This window comes from Streptomyces sp. NPDC088766 (genome assembly GCF_044750845.1).
Taxonomy (GTDB): domain Bacteria; phylum Actinomycetota; class Actinomycetes; order Streptomycetales; family Streptomycetaceae; genus Streptomyces.
This window is the reverse complement of the sequence record NZ_JBIVKQ010000050.1, coordinates 1-13171: the sequence shown is the minus strand read 5'-3', so window position 1 is coordinate 13171 and position 13171 is coordinate 1. Positions and strand designations below refer to the sequence as shown.

Annotated in this window: 10 protein-coding genes; 1 reads left to right on the top strand and 9 read right to left on the bottom strand. The window is 70.0% G+C overall.

Features of this window, described 5'->3' with window-relative positions:
• Positions 1–154 precede the first annotated feature (154 nt).
• From ACIP5W_RS35480 to ACIP5W_RS35450, 7 genes are all read right to left on the bottom strand, one after another.
• Positions 155–1159 carry a D-ribose ABC transporter substrate-binding protein gene (locus tag ACIP5W_RS35480; protein WP_401482171.1) on the bottom strand — a complete coding sequence of 335 codons (1005 nt, stop codon included), beginning with the start codon at positions 1157–1159 and terminating at the stop codon, positions 155–157.
• Positions 1160–1263: 104 nt separating this feature from the next.
• Positions 1264–2394, bottom strand: coding sequence for an ABC transporter permease (locus ACIP5W_RS35475; RefSeq protein WP_401482169.1), 1131 nt, complete (start codon positions 2392–2394; stop codon positions 1264–1266).
• Positions 2387–3946 carry a sugar ABC transporter ATP-binding protein gene (locus tag ACIP5W_RS35470; protein ID WP_401482168.1) on the bottom strand — a complete coding sequence of 520 codons (1560 nt, stop codon included), beginning with the start codon at positions 3944–3946 and terminating at the stop codon, positions 2387–2389. Before ACIP5W_RS35470 ends, ACIP5W_RS35475 begins: the two co-directional genes overlap by 8 nt.
• Complete coding sequence (locus ACIP5W_RS35465; RefSeq protein ID WP_401482166.1) at positions 3943–4611, bottom strand: DUF2291 family protein; 669 nt, start codon at positions 4609–4611, stop codon at positions 3943–3945. Before ACIP5W_RS35465 ends, ACIP5W_RS35470 begins: the two co-directional genes overlap by 4 nt.
• Before the next feature lie 213 nt (positions 4612–4824).
• Entirely contained in the window at positions 4825–5832 is a 1008-nt protein-coding gene (locus tag ACIP5W_RS35460) for a TIM barrel protein (RefSeq protein WP_401482164.1), read from the bottom strand.
• 594 nt (positions 5833–6426) lie between these two features.
• Positions 6427–6501, bottom strand: coding sequence for a hypothetical protein (locus tag ACIP5W_RS35455; RefSeq protein WP_401482172.1), 75 nt, complete (start codon positions 6499–6501; stop codon positions 6427–6429).
• 235 nt (positions 6502–6736) lie between these two features.
• Positions 6737–7717 (bottom strand): TrmB family transcriptional regulator, encoded by a 981-nt coding sequence (locus tag ACIP5W_RS35450; protein ID WP_401482162.1) that lies wholly within the window; start codon positions 7715–7717, stop codon positions 6737–6739.
• A gap of 740 nt (positions 7718–8457) precedes the next feature.
• On the opposite strand from ACIP5W_RS35450, the gene ACIP5W_RS35445 reads away from it, so the two are divergent.
• Positions 8458–11775, top strand: a complete 3318-nt coding sequence (locus ACIP5W_RS35445; RefSeq protein ID WP_401482160.1) for a S8 family serine peptidase — start codon at positions 8458–8460, stop codon at positions 11773–11775.
• Between the two features lie 124 nt (positions 11776–11899).
• On the opposite strand, the gene ACIP5W_RS35440 is transcribed toward ACIP5W_RS35445, so the two are convergent.
• Positions 11900–12217 (bottom strand): alpha-amylase, encoded by a 318-nt coding sequence (locus tag ACIP5W_RS35440; protein WP_401482158.1) that lies wholly within the window; start codon positions 12215–12217, stop codon positions 11900–11902.
• 459 nt (positions 12218–12676) lie between these two features.
• The coding region (locus tag ACIP5W_RS35435) for an alpha-1,6-glucosidase domain-containing protein (protein ID WP_401482156.1) at positions 12677–13171 on the bottom strand (495 nt) is incomplete at its 5' end.

Sequence of the window (13171 nt, the reverse complement as noted above, 5' to 3'; positions counted from 1 at the left end):
GTGTTTTCGGGGGCGGGGGGTGGGGGGTTTTTTTGGGGTTTTTTGGGGGGGTTTTGGGGGGGGGGCGGGGGGGGGGGGGGGGGGTCGGGGGGGGGGGGGGGGGGGGGGGGGGGGGGGGGGCGCCCCCCCCCCCCCCCCCCTCCCGGCAGACGGGTCAGGATATCTGGGCGAAATCGCGGAAGCTGTCGGCGTTGTCCTTCGTGACGAGCACGCAGTCGATCGTCTGCTTCTCCGGCTGACCCGTCTTGCCGGTCTTGATGTACTTGTCGGCCTGGGCCACAGCCGTCTGCGCGCCCAGAGCGGCCGGCTGGAGGGCGGTGGCGGCCATGTTCCCCGCCTTGATCTGCGCGATGGCGTCCGGGCTGCCGTCGAAGCCCACCACGACGACACCGGTCTTGCGCGCGGACTTCAGTGCCGCGACCGCTCCGAGCGCCATGGTGTCGTTGCCGGCGATCACGCCCTGGACGTCCGGGTTGCGCTGGAGGATGGTCTCCATCTTGGTGAACGCCTCCTGCTGATCCCAGTTCGCGGTCTGCTGCGCCACCTTCTTCAGGCCCGGGTACTGGGAGATGACGTCCGCGTACCCCTTGGAGCGGACGCCCGCGTTGGTGTCGGACTCCTTGCCGGTGAGTTCGACGTAGCTGCCCTTCTCCTTCATCGCCTTCACGAACTCCTGGGCGGCGACCTGGGCGCCCTGGGAGTTGTTCGAGACGATCTGTGCCTTGGCCACGCCGGTCTTGTTGATCTCGCGGTCGATGAGGAACACCGGCACACCGGCGTCGGTCGCCTTCTGGACGGCTCCGATGGAGGCGTCGGCACCGGCGTTGTCGAGGATGATGGCAGCCGCCTTGCGGGAGACGGCCGCGTCGATCAGCTCGCTCTGCTTGTTCGGGTCGTCGTCGTGCGAGGCCACCGACGTCTTGTAGCCCAGGCTCTCCGCCTTCTGCTGGGCGGCGTCGGCCTCGGCCTTGAAGAACGGGTTGTCCGCCGAGGGGGTGATGATGGCGATCAGGTTGCTCTTCGCGCCGCCGCCGGACTGCTCGGGGTCGTCCGAACCCGACGAGTCGTCGGACGAGCCGCAGGCGGACAGCGTCAGCGCCAGCGCGCAGAACAGGGCGGTGGCGGACGCGCGGAAGGCGGATGCTCTGAGAGGGGACATGCGGACCTCCTGTGGGTGGGTGGTGCGGGAGGGGGTGAGGGGGTGGGGCGGAGCGTGGGGTGGGTCGGCCGGCGGTTCCGCCGGCCGAAACGGGGGGATCCGGTTCAGGCGCCGGAGCCGACCTTGACCGGTTCGGCACCGGTCGGCTCGACGGCGGCCGCCGCGGAGGCGGCGACGCCGCGCTTCTTGAAGCGCTGCTGACTCTGATCGAGGATGACCGCGACGATGATCACGGCTCCCTTGATGAACGTCTGCCAGAAGGTGGAGACGCCCAGGATCACCAGGCCGTCGGCGAGGAAGCCGATGACGAACGCGCCCACGAGGGTGCCGCGGACGTTGCCGCGGCCTCCGGTCAGGGCCGCGCCGCCGATGACGACGGCCGCGATGGCGTTGAGTTCGAAGCTTTCGCCGGCCTGGGGAGCCGCCGACGTGAGCTCCGAGGCGATGATGATCCCGGACAGAGCGGCGAACGCGCCCGAGACCATGTAGGCGGTCATCTTCACGCGCTGCACGGGGACGCCGGTCAGCTCGGCGGCGCGCTCGTTGCCGCCGGTGGCGTACAGCCAGCGCCCGTACGGTGTCGAGCGCAGCACGACCGCGATCACCGCGGCGAGAACGATCATGATCCACACCGAGACCGGCAGCCAGAGGGGGCGGCCGGAGCCGATCCAGCCGAAGCCGGTGTTGTGCGTGCTCGGGTCGCCCGCGAGGTCCGGGTACGTCGAGCCGTCGGAGATCAGCAGGGCGGCGCCACGGGCCACGTACATCATGCCGAGCGTGGCGATGAACGGGGCGACGTTCATCCTGGTGACCAGGAAGCCGTTGACCAGGCCGACGAGGGTCCCCGTCGCCATGCACAGGATCACCACCGCCCACACCTGCGGATAGGCGACGAAGTCGGCGATGCGGACGCCTTTGAGCAGTTCGCCGGCGACGACCCCGGACAGCCCGACGGTGGAGCCCACGGACAGGTCGATGCCGCCCTTCAGGATGACGAGGAGCATGCCCAGCGCCAGGACGGCGTTGATGGCCACGTGCTTCGTCATCGTGATCATGTTGTCGGCGGTGAGGAAGGAGTCCGACAGCAGGCTGAAGACGACGATGAGCACGCCCAGAGCGATGAAGGCCCGCAACTCGAAGACCGAGTCGAGTGTCCTCATCCGCCGGGCCTGGGCGGCGGCTCGGCGACGCTGCGCCTCGATGGCCGCGTGGTCGTCGGTCGGAGTGTCAGTCATCGCTTGCCTCTTCGGTGGTTTCGGCGCCGTCGGCGAGACTCATCAGCCGGTCGCGGGTCACCTCGCCGGCGCGCAGGTCGGCCACCAGCCGGCCGCGCACCAGGACGAGGAGGCGGTCGGGAATGTGCAGCGCCTCTTCTGCCTCGGACGTGGTGAACAGAACGGCCAGGCCGCGTTCGGCCTGCCGTGACATCAGCGCGAAGACGTCCGCCTTCGCGCCGACGTCGACTCCTCGTGACGGCTCGTCGAGCAGCAGCACCCGCGGGCCGGTCATCAGCATCTTGCCGATGACGACCTTCTGCTGGTTGCCGCCGCTCAACGAACCGATGGGAGCGTCGGGACCGGACGTTTTCACCGTCACGTCGCCGATCATGGAACCGACACCGGAGCGCTCCGCACGGCGATCGACCATCAGCCGCCGGACGAAACGGGACAGCGCGGCCAGCGACAGGTTCTGCCCCACGGTCATCGTCTGCACGAGGCCGTCCCGCTGACGGTCCTCCGGCACGAGCGCCAGACCCGCCCGGATACGTTCGCGCACCCTGCCGGTCAAAGGGCTGCCGTGCAGACGCACCGTGCCCGAAACGGCCGGGATCCGTCCGGCCAGACACTCCAGCAGTTCGGTACGGCCACTGCCCATCAGACCGTAGATTCCGACCGTCTCCCCCGCGCGCACGCTGAAGGACACGTCGTCGACGGCGAGCCGGTCCGGATTGGCGGGGTCGGCGACGGACAGGCCGGCCGCCTCCAGCGCCACCGCGCCGGCCTTCGTCTCCCGGCCGGGGAACAGCCCCTCCTGCTCGCGGCCCACCATCGCCCGGACCACCCAGGCCAGGTCCACGTCCCCCGCGCGGGCGGTGGCCACCATGGATCCGTCACGCAGCACGGCCACGTCATCGGCGATCTCGAGGGCTTCTTCGAGATGGTGCGAGATGTAGACGACGGCGACCCCCTGCGCCGTCAGATCACGGATGACCTTGAAGAGAACCTCGACCTCCGGTGCGCTGAGCGCCGAGGTCGGCTCGTCCATGATCAGCACGCGGGCGTTCTGCAGCAGTGCCCGGGCTATCTCGACCAGTTGCTGCTGTCCCAGACGGAGTTCGCCGACCGGGGTGGCCGGGTCGATCGTCCCGTCCAGGCGCCGCAGCACCTGCCGGGCGAGGTCCCGTTGCGTCCCGGCGTCGACGAGGACCGCCCGCCGGGTGCGTTCGCGCCCGAGGAAGAGGTTGTCCTCGATGCTGAGGTTCGCGCACAGGCTCAGTTCCTGGTGGATGATCGAGATGCCCCGGTCTGCGGCGTCCCGGGCACTGCCGAAACGGACGACCGAGCCGTCTAGCTGGACCAGCCCGGTGGTCGGCGACTCGACGGCGCTGAGGATCTTCATGAGCGTCGACTTGCCCGCTCCGTTCTCCCCGAACAGGACCATGACGCGACCGGGGGCGATGTCGAGGGACACCCCCTTCAGCGCATGCGTGCCGCCGTAGACCTTGGTGACCTCGACCGCCCGCAGCACGGGCTCGGCAGTCGCTTCCGCGACGACGGCCGTCGTCATGACGCCGCCTCGACGGACACCGGGGTGACGGTCAGGACGTCGGCTGTCAGCGGCGCCATCGCGCCCACGACGGTGATCGGCCTGCCCCGCAGGGAGGCCACGTCCAGCCCTGCCAGCACCTTGCGCTTCATCTGGTCGTTCAGCGCCGTGCCCGCGTCCGCGTACTCGACCTGGTTGGTGAACTGGCCGAACTCGATGAAACCGGCCGCGTCGCGGAGCGCACTGCCGTTGACGGCGGGCCCCACCTGGACGCCGACCCGGGTCTTCCCCAGATCCGGCACGGTGACGGAGAGCAGGCCGCCGCTGACCGCGCCCGCGGTCCCCGTGAGCTTGACGGCGTAGCTGTAGGGGCCGGTGCCCTCTCGTACGCCGTACTCGGCGCCCGCGGCGGCGCTGTCCGCGGCGATCGCACGCTGGAGTGTGACGATGTCGACCGCGCGCTTCTCGACGGCCCGCACGACCTTCGGATAGGTGGCGGCCCCGTAGGCCGCGGGGTCGAACGCCGCCGGCCCCGCGGTGTCGGAGGACTCGGCCGAGCGGTACGTGGTCGTGGCCGCGACGGCCACGACCAGCAGCACGAGCGCGATCAGGCTGCCGCGGCCGAGCGTGAGCCATCGGCCGCGTCCGGCGTCCCAGCCGTCATGCGCATCCTGGACAGTTGTCACGACAACCCTCTTGTTCCTGCGTGAACCGCGTGCTCGCGGCCGGTGGTGATGTTCTGTGGTCCGGTGTGCGGACCGTTCTCGCGGTCCGTGGCCGGCCTTCGCGCGGGCCTCACGGCCTGCCGCGGCCCGGGCGGGACGGGTCCCGTCGGCGGCCCGACGGGCGGGAATCCCCGTGGCACTGTCACGTGGAGGGCCGGCGGCCCGTCCGCGCGCTCAGTCGGTTTCGCTCTCGGCCAGGGCCCGGAACAGGGCCCGCTTGGCGATCCGCTGGGCGGCGAGGGCGTCCTGGCGGGCCTGCGCCGCGGCCAGTTCCTCGCGGTCGAGGTACGACAGCGCGTGATGGAAGGCCCGCATGGTGCGGATACCGGTGCGGGCCGCCTCCACCGGGTCCTCCCGGAAGGGGAACTGGTCGAGCTGCCAGACGCCCTCCCAGCCGGCGTCCCGCAGAGCGAAGAAGAACTCGAAGGTCTCCAGCAGGTGCACCGAACCGACGACCATGTCGTCGTCCCAGCCGCGGAAGTTGTCGTTCACGTCGATCGCGAACAGCTTGTCCCGCTTGATCGCCATGCGGGCGGCCTCGGCGGGCGTCTCACCGCCGTACAGGGAGTGCCCGAAGTCCAGGAGCACCCCGACGTTGTCGACCCCCATGTCCTCGATCGCCAGCAGGGTGCGCGCGACCGACGAGAACACCATCCGGTTGCGGGGCTCACGGGGCTTGTACTCGATCGCGAACCTCATGTCGGGGAAACGCTGGGCGAGTTCCCGTACGGCGTCGACCGACTTGTCCCACAGGTCCGTGTAGTCCGCCTGGAACGGATAGTCGTATCCGTCCTGGCCGGGCCACAGCTTGACGTAGTCGACGCCCAGCTCACGCCCCACCTCGGCGCTCGCGGCGACCAGCTCGACGGCGTCGCGCCGGATCGCGGGGTCGGGGTTGGTGAAGCCGCCCTTGGCGAACTTCCCGGTGTAGAACTCGGGGGTCACCGCGATGGCGCGCAGCCCTTCCTCGGCGAGGGCCACCTTCACCTCCGCGGTGGAGATGCCCCCCGGCGGGAACGGCCAGTTCAGGTCGACGACGGAGAGGTCCTCGACCTTCCCTGCCAGCTTGATGGCGTCGAGCACCGTACGGGGTTCGCCGTACCCGTCCGTTGCATACCGGTCCACGTAGGTGGCGAAGTGCCAGATGCCGGCACCGTAGGTCGGCTCACCCTTGGTCTGCATTTTTATGCGCCCCTGATCAGACATGCGGCGATGTTAAGTGGGCGTGACAGGGGTGTCAATCACTCCGGCGGTCAAAGCTGTGAACCACGACGGCCATGCTGCACGAAGAGGTCGCCGACGCCGTCCGCCGTGATCGACGGGCAGGGCGGGGAGGCCCCACGGAAGGAGGCCCGGGTCCTGTACCGCGGTGGTCAGCGGCGAGGACCCCCGAGGCCCGGAGGCGGTCCAAGACGCGGCAACGGGCTTCTCCGGGCAGTGTCACCTCTCCCCCGAGAGACCTGGGACCGCCCTTCTGCCGGTTCCCGGCCCACGCCCTGCCGCCTGGTGGTGCCCCTGCGCGGTACGCCCGACCTGAGCCCCTGCCTCGGCGCCACACTGTTTGACGGGCCTGCCCCGCTCCGAGGGCGCGTTGAACTGCGGGGGGCGCAGGCGTAGCGCACGCCGCCCTCGGACGCGGCTGAAGCGGAACGCCCTCCGCGGGCGGCGGAGCCGGGCGCAGCCACGGCGACGGCGGTGGTGCCGGAGACACAGCGAGGTGTTCCACACGAGGACCTCGTGATCCTGACGGAATACTGCGGTGCCGGGGGGAGGGGGTCAGCACGTGGGGAGCCAGACGCGCATGGCGCCGTCCTGGCGGTTGGCCCACGCGTAGCAGGGGACGGCGGTCAGTTCGACGGGCTCGCCGACCGTGCCGGAGGCAGCGCTGCCGTTGGAGGTGTACGGCCGCCAGCCCGCGTCGGCGATGCGCCGTCGGCGTCCGGCGGCAGTGATCGTCGTTACACCGCCGCGGAGATCAGCGGCTCCACCAGCGTGTGCGTGATCCCCGCCTCGGACGGCCCTGCTCTCGGGGACATCGGAGCGATCGGGACCGTGGCCGGGTCCCCGTCCCAGGATCCGGACCGGCTCAGAGCCACCCGCGTTCGTATGCCTGCCATCCGAGTTGCAGACGCGAGCGGGCGTCGGCGAGATCCATCATGTGCGTCACTCGCCTCACCACGGTTCGGCGGCTGACGCCCAGGCGCGCCGCAGCCGCTTCGTCCGTCAGGCCGGCGACAAGGAGCGACAACAGGTAGCGGTCCTCGTCCGAGATGGTGGATACGGGACGTATCCGGTCGTCAGGAGTGAGCGACAGCGGGACCGCATGGTCCCAGACAGCCTCGAAGAGCGCGCTCAGCGCGTCGAGCAGACCACAGGGGTGCACCAGCAGCGCCGTGTGGTGCGCGGCATCCGACCAGGACAGCGGCAACAGCGCCAGGGAGTCGTCGGCGACTGCGAGTTTGATCGGTATGCGGTGGGCCAGGCGTGCCTGCTCTCCCGCCCGAACGCAGGCGGCGACACCCTCCGCGATCGCCGGGTCGGCGAGTGCCAGGGTGCCGTACACGGCACGGCACACCACGCCGTCCGCCAGCAGCCGGGCCAACTGCTCCTCGTTCTCCGCCTTGGGCGCGGCGTAGGGCGGTGCGACCAGCACGCGTAATTCGCGCTGCGCCGTGCGCTGCAACCGGTCGAAGGCCTGACCGACCGCAGCGCCGCCGGAGACGATCTCGATGAGCTCTCCGGCCTGCCGGGTTCCGCTCCGGCTCCGAGCCTCCTCGGCCAGGAGCCGCGCCGCCGCCCGCACAGCCTCCAGTTCGTCGTGCCGCCGCCGGATCAGGTGGTCGACAACCATGTCAGGCGCCACGGGCACGATGCGTTCCTCCGGAGGAGGGGTGTGGTGGACGAAGCCCTTGCGCAGAAGCGCCTTGACGATGCGCCGGACATGGCCGGGATCGAGTTGCAAGGACGTCACCAGCTCGTCCGGATCCGCGGCGCCCTGCCGAAGCAGCAACAGGTAGGCGGACTCCTCGGACTTGCTCAATCCAACCGGCCGAAACATGATCATCATCTTGGCATGTCATCGGGCACGTATCCACGGGTTCCGCCGAAGTGTCTTGCCGCTGCCGGGCAGAGCGGGATCACCACCGGTACGCGGTACGCCGCGTCAAGCTGTCCGTTCAGCACGCGAGTCGGATCCAGTGGTTCTCGGAGCGCCCGGTGCACGCCGGCCGAGAGCAGATAAATCCCCCCGCACATTCCGTAATCGACACGGAGTCGAATGGCGATTGACCCATGAATGACCAATGGTCGTCGCATCGGAGGACACGTTCCGCTGGAATTCGCTTCTCCCGACTCTTCGCTCAACTGCTCCGGCAACGACACCGTTTCATCGTTCCGGCACGATGAGAAGACTCTTCGGACAGCGCATCTGCGCCATGTCGCACATGCGCCAGCGCGACCAGTCGAATTGACGCCGAGTCCGGTCCCGCACGGGTGAGGCGGCCGCACCGTTGACGTTTCAGCGATTTCAGAAAGAACTTGCGCAACGGTTGCATCGACGCTTCGAATCCGGATAACTTCCCGGCAACACAACCGACTTCATCATCGAAATCCCCTCGGGCAATGCACGGCACGGGACAGCCGTGTCATGTCTTCCGAGGAGTTCCCGACTGTCCGTCACGGCCATTGCCGCGGTCCCCCTCGGCCAATGGTTTCGCCGCATGCGCTCGAAGCTCAGATGCACGGAGAAGAGCAATGCGGCGCCCCTCCCCCCTGCACTCTGCAATTCCACTGGAGGTTGAGTTGCGCTTGTCGCGTAGAAGTCTCGCCGGCCTGATGGCGGCCGGCCTGGTGCTGGGTCTCGGCCAGCCAGGATGGGCCGGCCCCGACACGTCCCCTCCTTCGGCCTTCGGTACCGGCACCCGACAGAGCACGGCCCGGAACGTCACCGTGACCCTGCTCACCGGAGACCGGGTGACCGTCTCCACGGGGCAGAACCAGCGGGCGACGATACAGCCCGCCCCCGGCCGCGAGGACCTGCGCTTCTTCACCCAGCGCGTCAACGGGGATCTGCACGTCGTCCCGGAGGACGCCGAGTCGTTGATCCGTTCCGGCAAGGTGGACGACCGGCTGTTCAACATCAGCGCACTGCTGCGGTACGGCTACCAGGACACCGCCCGGTCGGACCTGCCGGTGATGGTCCGTTACCGCGCCGCCGCCACCCGTACGACCGCACGGACCACGCTCGAGGAGGTGGGCGCCGAGGTCACCCGCGAGCTGCCCGCGATCGGCGGAGCCGCCGTCACCGTGTCGAAGCGGCGGGCCACGGAAGTGTGGCGGGCACTGACTCCCACGGACGGCTCCGCCGCCCGGCTGGACTCCGGCAGCGGGGTCGACCGGATCTGGCTGGACGGCAAACGCGAACTGGCCCTCGACCAGAGCGTGTCGCAGATCGGTGCACCCGCCGCCTGGCAGGCCGGGTACACCGGCAAGGGCGTCACGGTCGCGGTGCTGGACGGCGGCGTGGACGCCAACCACCCCGACCTGGTGGGCAAGGTGGCCGACTCCAGGAACTTCACCACGTCCTCGGAGACGCGGGACATCGTGGGGCACGGCACCCACGTGGCCTCCATCATCGCCGGCAGCGGCGCGGCCTCCGGCGGCAAGTACAAGGGGGTCGCCCCCGACGCCACCCTGGTCTCGGGCAAGGTGTGCCCGGACCGGGGGTGCGAGGATTCGGCGCTGCTCGCGGGCATGCAATGGGCCGCGGTGGAGAAGAAGGCCACCGTCGTCAACATCAGCATCGGCGGCGGTGACGCCCCGGCCCTCGATCCGCTCGAGGAGGCCGTCAACACCCTCACCGAACAGACCGGCACGCTCTTCGTCATAGCCGCCGGCAACAGCGGGAGCGGCAGGTACTCCCTCAACTCGCCCGGTACCGCGGACGCCGCGCTGACCGTCGGCGCGGTCGACAAGTCCGACAAGCTCGCCTCCTTCTCCAGCCGGGGACCGCGGCTGGGCGACGACGCCGTCAAGCCGGACCTCACCGCTCCCGGCGTCGACATCGTCGCCGCGCGGGCCGAGGGCACCACGATGGGCACCCCGGTCGACGACCACTACACCAGCGCCAGCGGTACGTCGATGGCGACCCCGCACGTGGCCGGCGCCGCGGCACTCCTGGCGCAGCAGCACCCGGACTGGGGGGCGGGAAGGCTCAAGCCCGCGCTGACCGCCTCCGCCAAGGTCGCCTCCGGCCTGTCGGTGTTCGAGCAGGGCGCCGGCCGGGTGGACCTGACCCGCGCACTCGTCCAGACCGTGACGACCGACGCGTCGAGCCTCTCCTTCGGCCGGGCCCTGTGGCCGCACACCGACGACAAACCGGTCGACAGAACGGTGACCTACACCAACGACGGCGACGGCGACGTCACCCTCGACCTCGCCGTGCAGGTGACCGGACCGGACGGCGCCACCGCACCGGCGGGTCTGTTCACCGCGAGCGCGCGGCAGGTCACCGTACCGGCCGGCGGGCGGGCGGAGGTCACCCTCACCGCCGACACCCGTGTCGAGGCCGCGGACGGTGTCTGGTCCGGACGGCTCGTGGCGACCGGACAGGACACCCAGCTGGTCACCCCGTTCAGCGTGCACCGGGAGGTGGAGAGCTACGACGTCAAGGTCACCGATCTGGACGCGAACGGTGAGCCGACCGGCCAGCACAACACCGTGCTGGTGAACCTCGCCACCGACATCGACAGGACGGTCTGGGAACCGGACGGCACGGCCACGGTCCGGCTGCCCAAGGGCCGCTACGGTCTCTCCAGCCGCATCTTCACCGACGGCGGTGTCGCGGTCCTCGCCCAGCCCGAACTGGTGCTCGACAAGGACACGTCGATCACGGTCGACGCACGCGAGGCCAAGCCGGTCGAGGTGACCGCGACCCTCCCCCGGAAGGGCGCCACGCTGTTCCAGTCCAACGTCGGGTACAGCTTCGCCACGGACAAGGGGACCCTCGCCACCTTCGGCGTCATGGGCACCTCGTTCGACGGGATCTCCATCGGCCAGATCGGCTCCCCCGTGTCGGATGACAAGTTCTCCGCTCTGGTCAGCGGCCAGTGGGCGGAGCCCGGCACCGACGGCACCTACGGCAACAGCCCCTACCTGTACGCCTCCGGCGAGTTGATCAAGGGCCGGTTGCCCGTCGGTTTCCGGCGCAGCTACATCCAGCGGGACTTCGCCGCCACGCGGCAGGACTTCCGCAACCCCGCCGGCGGTGATCTGGGAGGCTTCCGGTACATCGACCCGATCGTCGGAATCGTCTCGGGGTACGCCCTCCAGGTCCCGGTGCCCGGCGAGCGGGTGGAGTACGTCACCGAGGGCCCCGAATGGAGTTCCGCGCTGTGGCTGAACGACGGAACGGTACTGGAGTCCCCCCAGCGCAGCTACCGGGCTGGCCGCTCGTACGACGACCCGTGGAACACCGCTCCGTTCGGCCCGTCCCTCCAGCAGAGCCACGCGTTCACCGGGGTGAGCCGACTGGGAGACCAACTGAGCGTCAGCACACCGCTGTTCGGTGACGCGGCGGGGCACCCCGGCGACGCGCGGGTCTCCACTGCGCGGACCGCGCTCTACCGCGACGGGGAACTCTCCGAGGAGAAGAAGTACGCCGGCTTCGGGTCGTTCACCATGGGCGCCGACCCCGCGACCTACCGCCTGGAGGCGTCCGGTACCCGCGCCTCCGGTGAGCTGTCGACCCAGGTCGACGTGGCGTGGACCTTCCCCTCGGCCCGCGCCGACCGGTACACCAGGCCGGCGCTGCTGAGGCTGGGCTTCAGCCCCCGCCTCGACGCCGACAACGCCGCGCCCGGCGGCAAGGCGTTCACGGTGCCGTTCACCGTGGCCCACCAGCCCGGTTCCACCGGTGGCGGAAAGGTGAAGAAGCCCGCGGTCGAGATCTCCTACGACGACGGCAGGACCTGGCAGTCCGCGCGGGTGGCCCCCGCCGGCAAGGGCTGGACCGCGCACGTGCGGCACCCGGCCGGTCCCGGCTTCGTGTCCCTGCGCACCACCGCCGGTGACTCGGCCGGCAACAGCATCACGCAGACCGTCATCCACGCCTACCGGCTCAAGTGAGGCGGCGTCCGGTCCGGCAGGTCCTGAACGCCCGCCGGACCGGACGCACCGTCGGTACCACCCACAGGGCGAGCGCTCCCGGCCGGGAGCGCTCGCCCTTCGCGTCCGTCGCGCACCGATGACGTCAGGCACCGTCGGCGGCGTCGCACAGGACGACGCCGAGAACCTCGTTGCCCTGGGTTCCGTACCCCGGGAAGGTGATCAGGGCTCGTGGGGGTGCCAGGCGGCAGGGGACATCGGTCCCGTCGCGGTACACGACCTTCACGGTGTGGGTGTCGGAGCAGTCGTTGCTGACGAACGTGTACCGCCAGTCGGCGCCGAACGTCACGCAGTCAGGCGCGGCGGACAGGGTCCCCGCGTCCTCCGAGGGCGCGGCATGGGCCGCCGTGCCGGACGGCAGCACGGCCAGAGCCACCACGAAGGCCATGAAAGTTGAACGCACGAACCGCTTCATCGCACTGTTTCCCTTCACTTGCCGAACGGACGCGCTCAGCGTACGCAGGACTCGTGAAGGCATGAAAAGATTTGCGGCAAGTTTCAGAGAATTGCGGTCTGACTTTCAACGACCGAGGTCGGCCCGGCTCCCCGTGAAGGGCCAGTTCAGCGGCGTGGGCACACGGCGGGTCACACATGCGGCGTCGCGATGTGGCTGGTGAACCGCAGGGTCGGGTGACGTTACCGACGAATGAAGTGGCTGGTCCTCCTGCTGTCGACAGGTCCATTGCCGTCGACGAACGAACGCATGGCGGTATCAGGAGGAGCCGCCGGGAAGAGACCGAAAGCGATCGCCCCACGCTCCCCCACCCGGGCTTCGCTCCCCCACCCGGGCCGGGACGCCGCCTCCGGACATGAAGGTGCCCGTGCCGGTCGACCGGCACGGGCACCTCGTGGGACGGTTCGGTCAGCGCTCGAAGACCGCCACGGAACGGCCCGGCACCTCGAAGGTGCCGGTGCTCTTCGTGTAGGTGGCCGTCCGGACCACCCGGTCCGCTCCGGCGGCCTGCACCGGGTGCAGGCGGTAGGCGCTGCCGCCCAGCTCCGGCACCCGCTGCGACTGCCGCTCGGGCGTGGCGTTGAAGACGACGACCAGGTCGTCGAGTTGCATGGTGATGACGCCGGGTGTCTCGTCCTTGCCGGACAGCGGGAAGGAAAGGGCCGACTGCACCTGTGCGGCCGTGTCGAGGGAGAACGCCTGCTCCGTGGTGCGGATCCTCAGCAGGTCCTGGTAGGCGGCCGAGGCGCCGGTGATCTGGGCGCAGCCCACGCCGATCTCGGTCAGCAGGGGTGTGGCGCGGGGCCACTTGGGGGCGTTGTCGGGGGCGGGGGGCAGTCCGCGGGCGAAGCCGTTGCCGTCGGTGCAGTTCCAGTGGATGGCGTTGAACCAGTCGCCGCTGTC